Source organism: Flavobacterium sp. W22_SRS_FP1, assembly GCF_052113685.1.
Lineage (GTDB): Bacteria > Bacteroidota > Bacteroidia > Flavobacteriales > Flavobacteriaceae > Flavobacterium.
In genome coordinates this window covers 1-18,932 of sequence record NZ_JBGQOE010000003.1, presented here as the reverse complement: position 1 = coordinate 18,932, position 18,932 = coordinate 1, and the positions used below count along the sequence as shown (strand labels likewise).

Annotated in this window: 18 protein-coding genes; 6 read left to right on the top strand and 12 right to left on the bottom strand. The window is 35.4% G+C overall.

Annotated elements, in window-relative coordinates; genetic code table 11:
- Positions 1-91 precede the first annotated feature (91 nt).
- Complete coding sequence (locus ACEN2H_RS02685) at positions 92-1,087, top strand: NAD(P)H-dependent glycerol-3-phosphate dehydrogenase (RefSeq protein ID WP_441730153.1); 996 nt, start codon at positions 92-94, stop codon at positions 1,085-1,087.
- An 85-nt stretch (positions 1,088-1,172) separates the two neighbouring features.
- Here the strand turns inward: ACEN2H_RS02685 and ACEN2H_RS02680 are convergent, their stop codons facing one another.
- From ACEN2H_RS02680 to ACEN2H_RS02670, 3 genes are all read right to left on the bottom strand, one after another.
- Positions 1,173-1,580, bottom strand: a complete 408-nt coding sequence (locus ACEN2H_RS02680) for a hypothetical protein (protein ID WP_441730152.1) — start codon at positions 1,578-1,580, stop codon at positions 1,173-1,175.
- Between the two features lie 152 nt (positions 1,581-1,732).
- A complete protein-coding gene (pheS, locus tag ACEN2H_RS02675) occupies positions 1,733-2,752 on the bottom strand; it encodes a phenylalanine--tRNA ligase subunit alpha (protein ID WP_441730150.1) in 1,020 nt (339 codons plus the stop codon).
- A gap of 112 nt (positions 2,753-2,864) precedes the next feature.
- The gene (locus tag ACEN2H_RS02670) at positions 2,865-3,221 is read right to left on the bottom strand and encodes a hypothetical protein (protein WP_441730148.1); all 357 of its coding nucleotides are present in this window, start codon (positions 3,219-3,221) and stop codon (positions 2,865-2,867) included.
- A 226-nt stretch (positions 3,222-3,447) separates the two neighbouring features.
- Here ACEN2H_RS02670 and ACEN2H_RS02665 point away from each other — a divergent pair, with 226 nt between their 5' ends.
- Entirely contained in the window at positions 3,448-3,969 is a 522-nt protein-coding gene (locus ACEN2H_RS02665) for a CvpA family protein (protein WP_441730147.1), read from the top strand.
- Between the two features lie 38 nt (positions 3,970-4,007).
- On the opposite strand, the gene ACEN2H_RS02660 is transcribed toward ACEN2H_RS02665, so the two are convergent.
- The 8 genes from ACEN2H_RS02660 to ACEN2H_RS02625 all read right to left on the bottom strand — a co-directional run bounded on the left by ACEN2H_RS02660 (position 4,008) and on the right by ACEN2H_RS02625 (position 13,375).
- Positions 4,008-4,751, bottom strand: a complete 744-nt coding sequence (locus ACEN2H_RS02660; protein ID WP_441730145.1) for a tetratricopeptide repeat protein — start codon at positions 4,749-4,751, stop codon at positions 4,008-4,010.
- A gap of 39 nt (positions 4,752-4,790) precedes the next feature.
- Positions 4,791-6,542: a BatD family protein gene (locus tag ACEN2H_RS02655; protein ID WP_441730143.1), complete on the bottom strand. Its 1,752-nt coding sequence runs from the start codon at positions 6,540-6,542 to the stop codon at positions 4,791-4,793.
- Positions 6,543-6,616: 74 nt separating this feature from the next.
- A complete protein-coding gene (locus tag ACEN2H_RS02650) occupies positions 6,617-7,372 on the bottom strand; it encodes a tetratricopeptide repeat protein (protein WP_441730141.1) in 756 nt (251 codons plus the stop codon).
- Positions 7,373-7,425: 53 nt separating this feature from the next.
- Positions 7,426-8,460: a VWA domain-containing protein gene (locus tag ACEN2H_RS02645; protein WP_441730139.1), complete on the bottom strand. Its 1,035-nt coding sequence runs from the start codon at positions 8,458-8,460 to the stop codon at positions 7,426-7,428.
- A 183-nt stretch (positions 8,461-8,643) separates the two neighbouring features.
- On the bottom strand, positions 8,644-9,645 hold the full coding sequence (locus ACEN2H_RS02640) for a vWA domain-containing protein (RefSeq protein WP_441730137.1): 1,002 nt from the start codon (positions 9,643-9,645) through the stop codon (positions 8,644-8,646).
- The gene (locus ACEN2H_RS02635) at positions 9,645-11,279 is read right to left on the bottom strand and encodes a hypothetical protein (RefSeq protein ID WP_441730135.1); all 1,635 of its coding nucleotides are present in this window, start codon (positions 11,277-11,279) and stop codon (positions 9,645-9,647) included. The genes ACEN2H_RS02640 and ACEN2H_RS02635 overlap by 1 nt, the downstream gene beginning before the upstream one ends.
- 132 nt (positions 11,280-11,411) lie before the next feature.
- Positions 11,412-12,275, bottom strand: a complete 864-nt coding sequence (locus ACEN2H_RS02630) for a DUF58 domain-containing protein (protein WP_441730133.1) — start codon at positions 12,273-12,275, stop codon at positions 11,412-11,414.
- 95 nt (positions 12,276-12,370) lie between these two features.
- Positions 12,371-13,375, bottom strand: a complete 1,005-nt coding sequence (locus ACEN2H_RS02625; RefSeq protein WP_441730131.1) for an AAA family ATPase — start codon at positions 13,373-13,375, stop codon at positions 12,371-12,373.
- Positions 13,376-13,587: 212 nt separating this feature from the next.
- Between ACEN2H_RS02625 and ACEN2H_RS02620 the strand changes: the two genes are divergently transcribed.
- Both ACEN2H_RS02620 and ACEN2H_RS02615 read left to right on the top strand, forming a co-directional pair.
- Positions 13,588-14,460: an aldo/keto reductase gene (locus ACEN2H_RS02620; protein WP_441730129.1), complete on the top strand. Its 873-nt coding sequence runs from the start codon at positions 13,588-13,590 to the stop codon at positions 14,458-14,460.
- 76 nt (positions 14,461-14,536) lie between these two features.
- Positions 14,537-15,289, top strand: a complete 753-nt coding sequence (locus ACEN2H_RS02615) for an SDR family NAD(P)-dependent oxidoreductase (RefSeq protein ID WP_441730127.1) — start codon at positions 14,537-14,539, stop codon at positions 15,287-15,289.
- 120 nt (positions 15,290-15,409) lie between these two features.
- Here the strand turns inward: ACEN2H_RS02615 and ACEN2H_RS02610 are convergent, their stop codons facing one another.
- Positions 15,410-16,252: a DUF4382 domain-containing protein gene (locus ACEN2H_RS02610; RefSeq protein WP_441730125.1), complete on the bottom strand. Its 843-nt coding sequence runs from the start codon at positions 16,250-16,252 to the stop codon at positions 15,410-15,412.
- 124 nt (positions 16,253-16,376) lie between these two features.
- Between ACEN2H_RS02610 and ACEN2H_RS02605 the strand changes: the two genes are divergently transcribed.
- The gene (locus ACEN2H_RS02605) at positions 16,377-17,516 is read left to right on the top strand and encodes an ATP-binding protein (RefSeq protein ID WP_441730123.1); all 1,140 of its coding nucleotides are present in this window, start codon (positions 16,377-16,379) and stop codon (positions 17,514-17,516) included.
- 541 nt (positions 17,517-18,057) lie between these two features.
- A complete protein-coding gene (locus ACEN2H_RS02600) occupies positions 18,058-18,783 on the top strand; it encodes a metallophosphoesterase (RefSeq protein ID WP_441730121.1) in 726 nt (241 codons plus the stop codon).
- The last annotated feature ends 149 nt before the right edge of the window (positions 18,784-18,932 follow it).

Genomic DNA, 18,932 nt, shown 5'->3' with positions numbered 1-18,932 from the left:
TTTTATGGACGTAAGACTTACAATTATCTTCGATTGTTTTCTTGTTTAATCAATCCATTTTTAAGTACTTTTGATAAAATTTAATGATAAAATGACCAAAAATATAAAGTTTGCAGTGATCGGTGGAGGAAGTTGGGCAACGGCACTTACAAAAATGCTGTGTGTAAATCTTACTGAAGTTTCATGGTACATGCGCAATGAATCTGCAATTGAACATATTAAAACCTACAAACACAACCCTAATTATTTAAGCTCAGTAGAGTTTGACACAAAAAAACTCAAATTAACCAGCGATATTAACGAGGCTGTTGCTTATGCTGATTATATCATATTTGCAGTTCCTTCCGCATTTTTAAGTACCGAATTAGAAAAGCTTACAGTGCCTCTACACGACAAGGTAATTTTCTCCGCGATAAAAGGAATCGTTCCAGAAACAAGTATGATCGTAGGAGAACATTTTCACTTCAAGTATGACATCCCTTATCATAATGTGGGAGTAATTACTGGCCCATGTCATGCCGAAGAGGTGGCACTAGAGCGTCTATCTTATCTAACAATCGCTTGTGGAGATCCAGAAAAGGCAGAAATTGTAGCCAAGTATTTATCAGGAAACTATATTAATACTAAGATTACTGATGACATTATAGGTACGGAATATGCTGCTATGCTTAAAAACATTTACGCTATTGCTGCAGGTATGGCTCATGGCTTAGGTTATGGCGATAACTTCCAAGCCGTTTTAATGAGCAATGGGATCAGAGAGATGAAAAAATTCATCAAAAAAGTCCACAAAATGAAAAGAAACATAAATGATTCTGCTTATTTGGGCGATCTATTAGTAACTGGATATTCTGTTTTTTCTAGAAATAGAACCTTTGGAAACATGATTGGTAAAGGATATACGGTAAAAAGCGCTATGCTAGAAATGAGCATGGTTTCTGAAGGCTATTATGCGACAAAAAGCGCCTATAAGCTCAATCAAGGTTATGGAGCAAAAACGCCGATTATCGATGCCGTTTATCAAATTTTATACGAAGGAAAAGATGCAAAAGCAGTGTTTAAGGCACTAACTGATAAGCTAGATTAAAGACATTACAAGATATATAAAACTAAAGGCGCTATTTTTTAGAAATAGCGCCTTTAGTTTTATAGTATTACTTAATAAACATAATTTACCTCACAATTATTCCTTCAACGAATAAAATAGGCACTTCTTCTGTCGCTGTTTCGTTAATTGAATTCGCTTTAAAAATAAATTTTTTATCGTATAGCTTATCGCCAATAAAATAAGATACTGAAAACTCGTTATTAAGTGCCAAAACACTTTTATAGATCATTTCGATTTTCATAACAGAAACTGGAGGAATTTCGATAAAAGCATGACGAAGTAGAGACGTTTTTTTCATTTCACCATCTATAGTTCCAAAAGCTTTTGAAACAACCATAACGCTTTCGATAAGGAAGTCACTATCGTTTACTAAATAGGCAAACCAAACTTTCTCCATGAAATCGTCGCTCCACTCCTGAACGGCAGCTACAAATACGTTTTCCACTTCTGGTATGATGATGTCTTTTTTCATTACTGCTGTTTTGCTATGATGTCTCAGAGACAAAATATAGTATTGTTTAGAACTTCCTAGCCCAGATAGAAGTGAAAATCCTTTTCTTATTTTTCTTTAAAACAAGAAAAGATTGTAACGAATAGCTGGAAATAGCTCCGAATTCTTATTAATTAAATACTCGCTTTGAACTGCTCCAAGAAACGAACGTCATTTTCGTAAAACATACGGATATCACCGATTTGATAATTCAGCATGGCAATTCTTTCAATTCCCATCCCGAAAGCAAAACCAGTATATTCGTCTGAATCTATTCCGCAGTTTTTAAGCACATTAGGGTCTACCATTCCGCAACCGCCAATTTCTAACCAACCAGTTCCCTTGGTGATTCTGTAATCTGTTTCGGTTTTCAGTCCCCAATAAATATCAATTTCGGCACTTGGTTCCGTGAATGGAAAATAAGAGGGACGCAATCGGATTTTTGATTTTCCGAACATCTCCTTTGTAAAATGCAAAAGCGTTTGTTTCAAGTCGGCAAATGAAACATCTTTGTCGATATATAAACCTTCTACTTGGTGGAAAATACAATGCGAACGAGAGGAAACTGCCTCATTACGAAAAACTCTTCCTGGTGAAATAGTACGTATGGGCGGCTTGTTGTTTTCCATGTAACGCACCTGAACTGATGAGGTATGGGTGCGCAACAAAATATCAGGATCGGTTTGAATAAAAAAAGTATCCTGCATATCACGCGCCGGATGGTATTCTGGCAAGTTTAATGCGGTAAAATTATGCCAATCATCTTCGATTTCAGGCCCTTCAGAAACATTGAAACCAATATTTGAAAAAATATCTATAATTTGGTTTTTAACTAGAGATATAGGGTGTCGTGAACCAATAGTTACCGGCTCGCCCGATCTTGTCAAATCACCATAAAACCCCTTACTTTCTTCTTTGTTTTCTAAAGCTTCCTGTATTGATTTTACCTTTTCTTCAGCAGAGGTCTTTAACAAGTTAATCACTTGTCCAAATTCCTTTTTTTGTTCGTTAGGAACATTTTTGAATTCGGCAAAAAATTCTTTTAAAACACCTTTACTTCCAAGAAATTTAATTCGGAAAGCTTCTAGTTCTGATGCATTTTGTGTTGAGAAAGCTTGTGCTTCACCAATATATTCTTTTATCTTTTCTATCATTTTCATTCCATAATTGAGTGCGCAAATTTACATAATTTGTTTCAGGTTTATAGTTTAAAGTTCAAACTTTACACGCTAAAATCAAAACTCATAAATCTGCAATCCTAAATCCTTATTCTATAACTTCTCTTTCCAGAAAATAATTAACAATCGCTTCTTTCATTAAAACAGATTGCTCTCCCGCCTTTAGAGGTGGTAATTCTTCTTTTACGGTATAATGCGGCCAACCATCTTCATCAAAAAACTCGAATTCATAGAATCCATAAGGCTCTAATAACCTACAAATGGCAATATGCATCAAATTTAATTTCTCGTCTTTTTTATATTCACTATGAACCTTTCCAAGTTCCTGCACTCCGATTAAATAAATAATGGCGTCCAAATCTAAATCTTCACCTTGCGAAAACTGATTTGAAAGTATGTTTACTAGGTTTTCCCAGCGGTCTTTAAGTTGTGTATCTCTTGACATTTTTTTACAAAATAGAATAAAGAATAAAGATAAAACACTTCATCCTTTGCGTTTAAAAAAATTAATTTTTGCAAAGATAGGAACTCCATTTTTGACTTCGGGATTTTCTATTCTCTATTTTCTTCATTCTTTTAATACCTTTTCTCTTTTGCTTTCTTTTCTTGCTGTTCTTCCCTCTATTTTCTTTATTCCCCTATCTTTGCTATTTTCTCTTTATTCTTTAACTATGAGTTTTTTAGATATTGTTTTAGGTTCCTTACTACTTTACGCCTTGTATAAAGGCATGAAAAATGGTCTATTTATAGAATTAGCCTCGTTGATTTCATTGCTATTGGGAATCTATGTTGCCATAAAATTCTCTTATTTGATTCGAAAATCTCTTGCTGGCCATGTTTCTTGGTCACCTAAATATATCGAGATAATTGCTTTTGGATTGACTTTTATAGCTGTAGTTTTAGCGGTACATTTATTAGCAAAGGTTTTTACGGGAATTATGGACTTTGCTTTTTTAGGCTGGGTTAATAAACTCGCCGGAGGATTTTTTAGTGTTATAAAGAACGTCTTACTTTTGAGTATTCTTTTCAATCTTTTTCAGAAAGTCAACATCAACAATATGATTGTAAAAGAAAAAACTCTCGACAGTTCGATTTTTTATAACCCAATTCAAGAGACTTCAAAATATATTTATCCTTCTCTAGAAACTTGGTACACTGATTTTAAAAATAAAAAACAAAGCAATCCCGTTTAAAACCAGTTTTTGAAAAGTAATTAGTTCTAAAGTTTAAATCACTTCACTTCTTTAATGGCATTTGCTTCAATCCAACCCTCACTTCCATCCGTTAACTGAACTTTTTTCCAGTTTTCAAGTGTTTCTTTCACATAAACCTTTGTCCCTTCGTGCAACGTTATCACATTTGAACTTAACTTTTGAGGTTCACTCTTCAACTCTACCATTTCAGCAAAGACAATTGCAGGTTTTTCATTCCTATAATGGCTTTTTTCGAAAATAGCTGCTGCGACACTAATCAGAAGTAAAAAAAACAACACAAACATTCCCACAAAAAATGTTCTTTTGTACAATGTCAATTGAGAAAAATAGTAGCCAATAAAAGAAAATAAAAACAACACGGAAAAGGAAACCGAAATCCATGCCCAAGTATTGTAATGATAGGTGGCCGTAAATTCCCGAAGCAATTTGCCAAAACCCACTTTGGGAATTACTTTTATTTCGTCTATGGTACGCTTCTGTGCAAATCTTAGGTTCTCGAGCACTTCGCTATCATTTGGACTAAACAACAATGCCTTTTCGTAATTATAAATCGCTGGCGCTACCTGATTGAGCTTGTAGTAGCAGTTTCCCAAGTTAAAATATACCTCGGCAGATTGCTTGTTGGATTTCAAAACATTTTCATAGGCCGCAATCGCTTCCTTGTATTTACTTTTTTGGTATAAATCGTTTCCAGTTTCAAAACCATTTTGGGCAAAGAAAACTTGAGTAGTCAGTAATAGTATATAAAAAATATTTTTCATTTTATTTCAATTGTCAATTGTATTTCTGATTATCAATTGTTATATCTGCTTTTCAAGTTCGGAGATTATTACAACCGCCTTATCATAATCCTTCTGGATTGTAGCACTTGAGGCCGGAGCATATCTAGCAATTTCACAATTCTCCGTAAGAGCAATAAAATCGGCTACCCCTTCTGGGCTGGCATTTTTCTCTAATAATAATTCCTTAATATTGTCTTTACTCATTTCTGAAGTTTCGATATGCAATTTAGCCTTCAAGAAATTATGCATTGCTTTTTCTAAAGCAACATAAAAAGGCTCCTTGTTTTTAATTTGCCTTTTTGCCTCAGACAAGTATTTCTTAGCCAACTTGTTATTCCTTCGAATCCTATTACCGACAACATCCCCGTCAATAGCTTCTTTCTTCTTCTTAAACAAAACAATAAGCGGCAACATTAAAAAGGGTATAAACAGTAATCCAAAAAACAAATTAGATCCAAAGAAATCATTTTTGGCTTTCGGGATAAGATTAGTTTTTAATTTAATGTATTTAAATTGCTCTAAACTCGCAACGGCATTCTTATCACTAGTAGAATTTTCAGTTTTAGCAATTCTAGTATCGGTAGGACCTTCAAGTACATTGATCATTACCTCAGCAGATGTTATCGTTTTATAGGATTTTGACCCCAAATCGAAATAGGAAAATTGCATTGGTTTTACAGGATAGTTCCCTTTGTATTGTGGCACGATAGTATAATTATCCGACACTTTTCCGGACATCCCTGCCAATGAAGTAGTAACTTGCTCGTTGTGAACAGGATCATACATTTCTAATGCATTAGGAACTACAGGTTTTGGCAAACTAAACAATTTCATATTTCCCTTACCGGTAACGCTTACAATTAAATCAAGACTTTCCCCATTTTTTAGGTTCGTTTTAGTAGGCGTAACTTTGAAATCAAAATTACCAACAGCCCCAGAAAAATCTTCTGGTTTGCCATTTTCTGGAAGTGCTTTAACCGTTATGGTTTTAGCTCCAGCCGATACCCTTTTATTATCCTCGATTAAGACCATTCTTCCAAAAACGTCTCTTCGATTACTGGGCAGTTGTACATCAATATCCATCGATAAAGGCTCAATATCAAGCTTACCAGGTTTTTGGGGATACAAGACCACCTTTTTTAACACAACGTAGCGGTAATTCTCACCCTTAAACATACCTTCTTCAGCCACAAGCTGTTTTATTTCGATATTTTGACTCCAAAAATTATTGAATTTGGGCTTGTTTAATTCTTTAAAATTGTCAATACCTACATTAAAACTAAAATACAATTTATATACAACCGTAATCGGTTCGTTCACATAGGGGTTCATTTTAGAGATATCAGCAACCAGATAAATATTATTATTTGCCAAAACACTGGTGTCATTTGGGTCTCTAGGTTGTTCAACGGCAGCTGTTACGTTGACTTTTATTGGAGATGTCTTATATACTTGCCCATTGTATTCAATCGTAGCCTGCTTGATTACCAAGCTTCCTTTTTGATTTGGCAAAAGATAATAGGAATAAATTTTCTCAAAAGAGCTTCTGCCATTTACCCAAGACTGACTCACTTGCTGGCTAGGTCCTGCAATTAGTTTAAATCCATCAAAAGAAGGTTGATTAAAGTTATCACCATCAATATTCATGACAAAGTCCACACGAAGTCTTTCGTTTAATCCAAGTGTTGTTTTGCTGACTTTCGCTTCAAACTGCACTTGAGCCAAAAGTCCTTGAAAACTAATCAGTAGTAAAACCAAATATCTCTTCATTTTCTTATTCAATCTTTCCTTACCGGATATATATATTAAATTCTATTATTTCTTTGCTGAAATTGCCAAACTGATTACCAATCTTTCTCGGTTTTCGTTGGCTTTCCTTGTACCTTCGAAGCGTTTACTTTGTCTTGGACTTTCTTTTCTTCATTACTGACGGCATCCAAAAGATTTTCTAATCGTTGTTTAGAAATTCCTCCGGGAGCTGGCTTCGGTTTTTCTTCATTTTTCGATTTGTCGTCCTTATTTTTTCCGTCGTTATCTTTTTCGTCTTTTTTATCCTTGTCCTTGTCGCCCTTGTCGTCTTTTTTATCTTTATCTTTTTCGTCTTTTTTATCCTTGTCCTTGTCTTTTTTGTCCTTGTCCTTGTCGTCTTTTGGAGGGTTGTCCTTAAGCATCTTTTTAGCCAAGGCATAATTGTATCTCGTTTCCTCGTCCGACGGCTTGTTACGCAGTGCGTTTTTATACGCCTCAACTGCTTCAGAATAGTTTTTTTCCTTCATAAAAACATTACCTAAATTGTGATAGGCCTTATGTTTTTGAGGTCTAGTTTTGGCATTTTTGATTGATTTTGCATATGCAAACTTTGCTTCCGAAGCTTGATTTTGCTTATATATGGTATTTCCTAAGTTATAGGAAGCTATTGTTCTGCCAGGAAATTTTGAGCTCGAAATTCTGTAATTGGCCTCAGCCTCAGCAAATTTACTGTCTTCATATTCCGCATTGGCTTTGGGTAAACTTTTATCCTTCTCTTGTGCAGTCACCGCTGCTATTCCCCAAAGGAGAAATAGGAAAGAGACAAATATGCGTTTTTTACTGTTTTTCATTTTAATTTAATTCTGTTAATCCTGCAAAGCCTAAACATTGAAGGAATAGAGATTTACTTTTCTTCATTAAATAAATTCAACTTTCTGACCCAGTTAGTTTTTCCTTCCAACAAGAAGAAATCCAAAAACAATAAGCCAAATGCAATTCCAAGAAACCATTGAAATTGCGACTGAAAATCAGCCATTTGAGTAGATTCAAATTCTGTTTTTTGAATTTTATCTAGGTTACTCTTTATGTATTCCAGGACTTCCTTTGTATTGTTTCCGCTTACATAACCCCCTTTAGTAGCCTTAGCAATAGCTTCTAGACTGGCACGGTTTAATTTAGTTACGACAACTTGGTCATTATTGTCACGTTGATAGCTTTCCACAATTCCGTTCCTTTTTAAAGGAATAGTCCCTCCTTTATCGGTTCCAATACCAATTGTAATGATTCTCATTCCTTGCTTATTAGCTTCTTCTGCCGCTGCCTGAGCCCCTTCAGAATGATCTTCTCCATCTGAAATTAAAATCAACAACTTGCTCGTTTTGCTTTTATCGTCAAAATACGTCGCCGACAATTTTATAGCTTCATCAAGAGAGGTACCTTGAGAAGAAACCATGTCGGTATTCATGCTTTGCAAAAACATTTTAGCGACGCTGTAATCAGTAGTTATAGGCAAGACCGGAAACGCACTTCCTGCATAAGCTACGATCCCTATTCTGTCGCTTCCTAATTGATTTATAATTTGTGAAATAATCTGTTTGCTTTTTTCCAATCGGCTCGGAGCCACATCTTCTGCAAGCATACTTTTAGAAATATCCATCGCAAAAACGATATCAATCCCTTCCCGTTTCACGGTTTCCATTTTGGTTCCTATTTTTGGATTTACTAATCCCAGTATCAATCCCGCTAACGCTAGAAGAATAATTACCAACTTTAAAGTGGGTTTAAAAGTAGATCTCTCCGGACTTAACCTTTTTATGGCATCTAAATCTCCGAATTCACGCTGCTTTTTTTGTTTCCAATATAAATTGAAAAGAAACAACAACACTACTAATGGTAGTATGAAAAGCAGGTATAAATATTTTTTTTCGTCTAATTCCATATTTTCTTAAACACAAAGGGCACTAAGTTTTAGCACAAAGCACACAAAATTATTTTAAATCAAAGAGTGCTATTTATCACTCTCTTTACTCCATTCTTTAACAAACTAACATTAAAGTTGATGAACAATCCTTCCTTACATTTTCATAATCTTAAATAATTCAACAGTTGCGCCAACTGAACATCATATAAAGCTTTTGTACACTGTATTTCTTAAACCAATTTCTGCTAATAGTAGAAACCCTGCAAGCCAAACAAAAGGTCTGTATTTCTCGTCATAATCATAGAACTTCAGCTCTTCGATTTCGGTGGTTTCTAATTTATTGATTTCTCCATAAATCTCAGCAAGTTTGTTATTGCTTGTTGCTCGAAAATACCGTCCCTCTGTTTTTTTAGCAACACTTTTCAAAAGTCTCTCGTCAATTTCCACTTTCATCATTTGGAATAAAAACTGACCATTTGGACCCACTGCGTATGGAAATTCAGCCATACCGTTTGTTCCAATACCTATTGTATATACTTTTATACCATATTGCTTCGCAATATCGGCAGCCGTTTCTGGCTCAATAAAACCTGCATTATTGACACCGTCCGTCAAAAGAATAACCACTTTACTTTTAGCCTTACTGTCTTTCAATCTGTTTATGGCCGTGGCCAATCCCATACCTATTCCAGTGCCATCTTGTAAAACATTGTCGTATTTAATGCTCTTAATAGCCTGAAGAACGACCGCTTTATCGCTGGTTACCGGTGTTTTTGTATACGCTTCAGAGGCATAAACCACAAGCCCTATCCTGTCGTTAGATCTTTCGTCAACAAAATCGGCCGCCACCCTCTTTAGCGCTTCCATTCGGTTTGGCTTCAAATCTTTGGCCAACATACTCCCTGAAACATCCACCGCCATTACAATGTCGATTCCCCTTGTCGTTTTTGTTTGATTGCTTATATCAACCGTTCTTGGTCTCGCCATGGCCACAATTAAGGAGCTTAACGCTAATAAACGGAATACGCTCAAAAAAGGTTTAAACCTTGCCAATAAAGAATTTGATCCCTTGAATCCTTGAATTGAACTAATTTTTAAAGTGACCGCCTGCTTGTTTCTTTTGAAAACCACCCAAACAATGGCAATTGGAATCAAAAGAAACAACCAGAAGAACTCAGGATTTAGAAAAGTTATTTTCGTCATTATTTACTTACTTGTATTAATTCGACTGAGTTGAAAACCCGGTTAGCTATTTCATTTGCATAGGAATCCCCATCTTCATGGAAAATCATGATTTGTTGCAATCCCCCTTCTTGACTAAATAATACTATCTCATAATATAATTTTTCGCTCCCTATAGATTTGTCATTTACTCTCGAAAAAGTACCATATCCTTTTATACCGGTTACTCCCTCTCTCGTCTCAAAATCTTCTTGCTTCACAATCATATTTTGCGCCCCTTGAGACTCTAATGTCTGCAAGCTCACTTCTAAAGATTTTTTCAAATCCACTGCCGTTGAGTCCTGCTTGTATTTTAGAGTAGAAACCATCAGGTAAAAATTATCAGAAACACTACCGTAGGTAAAAGAATTCATTTCTTTAATAAGGGCCAATCCGTTTTTAGGCAATGATTTTTTCAAATCTACCCTTTTCAGCACTTCGGGGGTTTCTATGCTAACCCCTGGATTCCCGTAAGTGCTTTTTATCCATTCCCCTTCTAATAATTCCTTATTAGAATTACCGACTATTGTGTCTTTCACATAAGTAAAACCTTTGGTCACGACAAAATAACTTGTGGTTGCCAATAGCAATAAAAGAACTGAAGCTACTGCAGTAAGAATTCTTCTCTTTCTCTTTTTCTTTAACTGGATTTTGATCTGTTTTTGTTTTTGCGCTTCATTCAGTATCGCATCTTCTTCAATCTCCACCTCAATAGGAATAGCACTATCAAGTGTTAAAATTGCTTTTTGTATTTTATTTTTATCTTCCGTTATTTCGTAATCTAAAGGTTTTGACTTGGCAAACTTTACTAAATCTGCTTGTTTCAACACCCTCTCCAGATTTTCTATAGTTTCTCTTGAAACCGTCATTTTTTTTCTGACGGATGCGGCTCTAAGTCCCAATATCAGCTCAGAAGTCGTGCTTTCCATAGCAGGAATTTCTATCGCTTCCTCAATATAATTTCTCGCGATATCTGTTAATTCGCTATAATATTCTTTAACTTCTCCCTTTTGCCAAAGCTCTTTCTTTTCTAAGCTGTTCAGTAAACTAGTGGCTCTTTCAATAGGTGTTTTATATACCTCTTCCTCGATTTTTTTCTTTTGCTTCTTTTTTACAAACCAATAAACCAATGCGCCAATACCCAGAATTAAAGCAAGTACCAACAAGTATTTCCACCAGTCGCCCAACGTACTCTTAACCGGAGTGATTTCCTTAATGTCATACATTTTTTGTTTCAATGTATCAACCCGAACATTTGCAACTTCCACTAAAAGAGAGTCCGTCATATACGGTTTACTGTTGATAAAAATCTTTATGCTAGGAACCACATATTTTCCAGAATCAAATTGTGTCAATCCGTATTTCTTGATTAGTTCATAGCGGTCGTCTTTCTTAACCGTGTCAATCGGGTAAGAATGTATCACTTCTAGGGCACCAATATTTTTAAGGTTCGGAAAAATAACTTTGGACAAAGTATCAACCGAAGTTTTTATTGTTAATTTAAACTCGGCGCCGATTTTATTTTTTGTTGTATCTATACTTGTTTCAGGCCTTTTTTGTTGAGCAAAAACAGCAGTGGAAATCAACAGTATTAGTAGGTAATAATTATTTTTCATTTTTCACTTTTGCGAATTTTTGATTTTAGGATAACGGTTTGAGATTTTGCTTTTTTTCCAAAATCATTATTCGTTTGACCTCAAAAAACTAAATTATTTGAGATTTATTTTGACTGTATTAATACTTAATCTCTATCTCGATTTAAAATAACCTAACAATTTAGTCACATAACTTTCGTCAACTCTAGTATTAACAACCCCGGAACCTGATTTACTGAAGGTTTCCTTAAAATAGTTCACTTTATCCCTATAATATTTTTCATAGTTTAGTCGAACCGTTTTAGAACTGGTATCAATCAACTGGGTTTCCCCCGTTTCGGCGTCAAGCATTGAAACCATACCAACATTGGGCATCTTTTCTTCTCGAATATCAAATACTCGAATACCGGTTATATCATGTTTTTTAGAAGCTATTTTCAAGGTTTGCTCATAGTCCTCAGACATGAAATCAGAAATCATAAACACGATTGCCTTCTTCTTTTGAGTACTTGATAAAAACTTCAATGCTTGAGCAATATCCGTTTTATAGCTTTTAGGCTGAAACTCTATCAATTCTCGGATAATGCGCAATACGTGTGATCGTCCTTTTTTTGGCGGGATGTATAATTCGATTTGGTCCGAAAATAAAATCAATCCTATTTTATCATTATTTTGCGTAGCTGAAAAAGCCATCGTCGCAGCGATTTCAGTAACAATATCTTTTTTGAATTGTTTTTTGGAACCAAAGCTCTCAGAGCCTGAAATATCAACCATCAGCATCATCGTCAATTCACGCTCTTCTTCAAAAACTTTGACATGCGCTTCGTTATATCTCGCCGTTACGTTCCAGTCAATAGCACGAATGTCATCTCCATACTGATATTGGCGCACTTCGCTGAAAGTCATTCCGCGCCCCTTGAACGAAGTATGGTATTCCCCCGAAAAGATATGATCGCTCAATCTTCGGGTTTTAATTTCTATTTTTCGTACTTTCTTTAAAAGCTCTTTTGTATCCATTTTTTAGAGTGTTCAGCATTCAGTTACTTTAGTATTCAGCTAATTAGGTCCATAAGGGACTTAATTAATTACGGGCTGAGCACTGCATACTAAATTTAAGGTACTTCAACTTCGTTAATTATTTTATTAATAATATCAACAGAAGTAATATTTTCTGCTTCCGCTTCATAGGTAATACCTACTCTGTGACGCAAAACATCGTGAACAACGGCACGAACATCCTCTGGAATAACATAACCGCGACGCTTGATGAAAGCATAACATTTGGCCGCATTGGCTAAATTGATACTTCCCCGTGGTGAAGCCCCAAAACTGATTAGCGGCTTCAAGTCTGCCAGTTTGTACTTCTCTGGGAAACGAGTGGCAAAAACAATATCAAGGATGTATTTTTCTATTTTTTCGTCCATATATACTTCACGAACTGCTTCTTGCGCACGTAAAATCTGTTCCACAGAAACCACTTGATTTACTTTCTCATAGTTTCCTTTTAGATTTTGACGCATAACCAGACGCTCTTCATCCATTTTAGGATAATCGATCACCGTTTTCAACATAAAACGATCGACTTGCGCTTCTGGAAGTTGGTATGTTCCCTCTTGCTCGATAGGGTTTTGCGTGGCCAAGACCAAGAAAGGTCTATCTAACTTGAAAGTGGTGTCTCCAATGGTTACTTGTTTTTCCTGCATCGCTTCCAGCAACGCTGATTGCACTTTGGCCGGAGCACGGTTAATCTCATCGGCAAGGACAAAATTGGCAAAAATAGGTCCTTTTTTTATGGAAAATTCATTTTGTTTAATATTGTAAATCATTGTCCCTACAACATCCGCAGGCAATAAATCAGGAGTAAACTGGATTCTGCTAAATGAACCATGCACTGCTTGTGAAAGTGTATTTATGGCCAATGTTTTTGCTAATCCCGGAACACCTTCTAACAAAATATGTCCCTGACCCAAAAGTCCAATTAATAATCGCTCAATCATGTGCTTTTGACCCACAATCACTTTATTCATTTCCATAGTCAGGAGGTCGATAAAAGCGCTCTCTCTCTCTATTTTTTCATTGATTGCTCTAATGTCTAAAGTCGATGTATTTTCTTCCATATTGATATATTTAAAACCTTGAATTTAATGTCTTCATTTTGAGAGTGCAAATTGAATTATTTTTTAGACGTAAGATGTTAAAAAATGGTTAAAACTTCAATCATTGCTCTAATTTTAAGGTCGAATTATGATACAATTTTTATATTTTTAAGAACTTTAAAAAATATACTTCGGAATCACTGAATTAGTGATTTCCTTAAAAAATAAAAACCATGAGTAAAACAACATTATCCCCTATAATAGCGGGTACCATGAATTGGGGAGTCTGGGATAAAAACCTCACTTCAAAGGAAATGGAAAACATGATTCACGTTTGCGTAGAGAACAAGATAACTAGCTTTGATCACGCCGATATTTATGGATCTTACACCACCGAGGCGGGTTTCGGGAAAGGATTTGCCTCGAGCAAAATAGCGAGAGAAAAAATACAATTAATTTCTAAATGCGGCATAAGGATGCTGTCAGAAAACAGGGATAATACTATCAAACATTACGACTATTCCAAATCGCATATTATCCAGTCCGTTGAACAATCCTTAAAGAACCTACAAACTGATTATTTAGACGTATTTTTGCTACACAGACCAAGTCCATTGATGCAAGCCGACGAAATTGCTGAAGCAGTTGAAAAACTAAAATCTGAGGGGAAAATTATCGATTTCGGACTTTCAAATTTTACCTCTTCACAGACCGAATTGATTCGTCAAAAAACGGAAATTAGCTATAATCAAGTCCAGTTTTCGGCAACTAATTTCGAACCAATGCTCGACGGAAGTTTTGACTATATGCAAATGCATGACATTAGGCCTATGTCATGGAATCCTTTAGGTTGCGTATTCAGGAAAGATATTCCACAAACGCACCGATTGAAAAAACTATTGGCGACACTAGTTTCTAAATATCATTTGGGTTCCGATACCATTTTGCTCTCTTGGGTTTTGAAACATCCGTCAAAAGTTATTCCGATTGCAGGAACCGTAAATGTGGCTCGAATACAATCATTAATGAAAGCGGTTGGATTAGAACTCGAGAAAGAAGATTGGTTTGCCATCTGGTCAGAAAGCATGGGAAAAGACGTGCCTTAAATTGGTTATACCTTTTCAAACCATACCTCCTTCCCACAAAAAATAAATAATTAGAAACTAAATAGCAATACGAACTATGAATAAAACAGTCCTCATAACTGGTGCCACAAGCGGTATTGGTAAAGCCACAGCTGAACTATTAGCAAAAAACAAATATAAAATCATCCTTTGCGGAAGACGGGAAGACCGCCTGCTTGCCATTGAGACTGAACTTTCTAAATTGACCGAAGTGCACACTTTACATTTTGATGTTAGGGATAAAAAAGCCGTTTCAGAGCAGATCAATTCCTTGCCAGAAGCGTTTTCAAAAATTGACATCCTAATTAACAATGCTGGTAATGCGCATGGTTTAGATCCCATTCAAAATGGCGATTTAGACGATTGGGACGCCATGATCGACATCAATGTAAAAGGACTTTTATATGTTTCTAAAGCCATCATCCCTCAAATGATCGAAAGAAAATCAGGCCATATTATTAATATCGGTTCCACTGCTGCAAAAGAAGTATATCCAAATGGAAATGTCTATTGTGCCACAAAACATGCCGTTGATGCGCTAAATCAAGGAATGCGTATGGATCTAAACCCATTTGGAATAAGGGTTGGTGCAATTCATCCCGGAATGGTGCAAACTGAATTTAGTGAGGTACGTTTCAAAGGAGATACCGACAGAGCTTCAAATGTGTATAAAGGTTTCGATCCGTTGCAGCCCGAAGATATTGCTGGTATCATCCACTTTGTAGTTTCTAGACCATATCATATCAATATTGCTGATCTAGTAGTAATGAGCACGGCGCAAGCTTCATCAACTATTGTAAAAAAAGATTGATTTTAAACCGAATTAGTAATCGTGATCACGAAGTCGAAAAATACCGATGAACAGATTAACGCACTAAATTTAAAAAAAGCAGCTGTGAGACAGCTGCTTTTTTTTCTTAACTAATTTAGATTATTTTAAAATAAAAGTTTGATCACCCACATCCGTAATTGACCCATTGATTACATCCGTATTCTCAATAATTCTTGCTGCATATGCTGAATCTGCTCCAGGGTCTAGAGTTACAGTATGTTTGCCGGCAGGGACACCGCTTAAAAGAAATTCTCCCGTTTCCAAATTCATGTACGAAGAAATTGTTCCGCCTTCCACAGGTATAGATACTAAAACTGCAAAATCTGCTGGAAATGGAGAAGGACTTACAACCTTTCCTTTAATGCCCCCCGTATTTTCTTTTGTGGTAACTCTGATCACGGGGTGTAAATTATAAATCCCTGAATTTCCAGCTTTGACAACTGAATGCTCCACATCAAAATCTAATAAAAACTCATACGTTTTCCCTCCTTCTAAGGTTTGGTTAACCTTGAGTTTCAAACCTGATTGCTGGGCGCTTGGCGTTTTCAAAGGAATAGTAGTTGTGGCCCCTTTCAGCATTAAAGAATTTTCGTCTCCTAACAATAACCGAATTTGGCCCAACTTTCCAGAAGGGACTAAGTTGTCTGCCAATAAAATATTAACGCCTCCTGTTAAATCAAGTAAGTTATAAATTTTACCTGGTCCAACTTCAAGAGCATCTCCAATACTTACCCAACCTTGATCACCGGTGTCTGAATTGTCTTTTATCAAAATGTCTAGTACCTCGACATTCACCTCGTCATAATCTCCTGGAGCATCCACCATTCTAACAGTCACTCTTGAAGTTCCGGATGCATCATTATTACTATCACATCCCAAAAAAACTAAACCCATTAAGCTTATTGCAAAAAAGCCTTTTAAGCAAAATTTTATCTTTTTCATATCTTTAAATTATTAAAAATTAGTATATTAACAACGTAAAATCAATACATAAATTTAGCGAATAAATTTTACTTTAGCTCAATAATTTCACTTTTAATTATTTTACAAACTCAGTATTTACCAAATGATAAATAAACGTCTTTTAATCAAAAACCTGCTCGCCTATAACGATGAGTGCAGTTTTTACGATAAAAAACGCCAGCTAAATTTACATACGCGAGAAGGAAAAGCAAAATTTTTGAAACACATTTGTGCATTGTCAAATTCTAATCCTAATAATAATTCCTATATCGTCGTGGGAGTAGAAGACCAAGACAACGAAATTGTGGGAGATGATTTTTTTGACGACAGTCATATTCAGAATTTAGTTAATGCTTACCTGGAAAATCCTCCCAAAATACAATACGAGAATGTACCTTTTCCGAATCTACCTAAAGATAAAGTCATAGGACTAGTAACTGTTAAACCAAAAAAAAACAGTTCCTTTTTCAAAAAGGGAATTCATACCATTCCTGCTGGGAGCGTCTTTATCAGACGAGGCAGCAATACGACGCCAACGGAGGATAAGATCGAAAAAAATTATCAAAATACAGAAACCGTTATTGGTATTGAAAATAGTTCGAGGAACAATATTGAACATACTTTGGATGGCGTCTTTGATTTTATGAATTTTCGGCACAAAGACATGGCACCAAAATACAAAGTATTCAAAGAATTATTTATCATTTGCTGGGCTGGAATTCCTAAAATAGTGCGTGGAACCCTCTTTTTATCGCGTGTTGATATTGAACTCATCAATGAACAAGTGAAATTATTCTATTCGGCGCAAGATGTTGTCGCGATCAACTATGACGAACACTCTTTTACCATAATGGAATATGTCCCTTTGGGATTGAATGACAAAACAAGTTATTATCCATTGGAAAAACAAACTATTTACTTTTACGAAAATGGCTATTATAGGATTGAAAGTGAAATGCTTTTTCAGCCTCCAGAATTCAATCGCAAACTACTCCACCACATATATAACTCCAATCTAGCCTTATTAAAAAAATTGAAGAAAGAACAAGCCTTGATTGAACGAGAACATAGGGATCTGGAAAATTTACCCTCCACTTTCATGATTTGTTACCTCAACGGATTTGATGATGCGAAAGAAAAACTGATTGAAGCAAAACCGTTATTGAAACCCTATCCACAAATATATTTGTCCTTTAAAGAAGCCATGCGGATTTTGAGGAAGATGAAATATGACGTGCAGTAAGTTGCCATTAAAATTTTAAGGGCATGATGGCTATTAATTCTCTAGCATTAATAATTACTATATCAAAAGTAGGGTAATTAAAATCTTAGTTATGCCTACAAGAGAAACTAAACTTTCAACCAAATAATAAGTCGTTTATAAGACTACATATCATTTCCATAATTAAAAGTGAAAAAGCGATAATTGCATTCATTTTTCTGACGTTTTATTTTTTTTAAAGCTAAGCTTAATTATTAAACTAATCAATCACTAAAACTGGGTATATTTCAAGGCTGGACCAATAATCGTTTTACCACTTCATTTTTCCAATCTGTCCTAATTCAAATCACATTCTTTTATACAATCAACAGAAGAAGGAAAACTAATCCAACAGATTTACTAACTCATAATAAAGCTGTTTTAACGCAAATCGAGCTGTTTTAGACTCTTTTCTATCGAAAAAACTAATTAAAATCTCTTAGGTACAAACTCTTTTGCCTATTTTTATCACCTAGAAAAAGCCTACTTAGGCTTTTAGAAAACCCTATTGAGAACACACCAAATGAGAACATTAGTTATAGGTGACATCCACGGAGGTTTGCGTGCACTTCACCAAATTATGGAAAGAGCTAACGTTACTCCGCAGGACAGCTTAATTTTTTTAGGAGATTATGTAGATGGCTGGAGCCAATCTCCTCAGGTAATAGATTATCTTATTCAATTAAAAAGCACTAATAATTGTATTTTTATTCGTGGTAACCACGATGAATTATTATTGCATTGGCTCAAAGAAACTAAGGACAACCCTTTGTGGCATAAGCACGGGGGAGAAGCAACGATTTTAGCATATGAACAAGTAGATAAAAACACAAAGCAACTGCACATCGACTTTCTATTATCTCTAGAAGATTATTATTTAGATGAAAAAAATCGTCTTTTTGTTCATGCTGGATTTACGAACTTGAACGGTGTGAAATATGAATTTTATCCAAAACTATTTTATTGGGACAGAACCTTGTGGGAAACTGCATTAGCTTTAGATCGAAGTATAAAACCCAATGATTTATTGTATCCCAAACGCTTAACATTGTACGATGAGATTTATATTGGACATACACCTGTAACAAGAGTAGGAAAAACCGAACCTTTGCAAATGGCATGTGTTTGGAATGTCGATACTGGAGCGGCTTTCAAAGGACCTTTGACTATAATGGATATCGACACCAAAGAATTTTGGCAAAGCGAGCACTTGCATAACTTGTATTTTGACGAAAAAGGTAGAAACTAAAAAACCGCTTCAATTTTTACGAGGCCACTGAAAAACTTCACTTATTTTGATTAGAGTCGATTTTTGACTTTTTAGGCTCATTGAGTGTACTGCGCATGTAGCTTTGATTTTCCTACATTAATTTGAGTATTCTTTTTAAGTTGACTGCG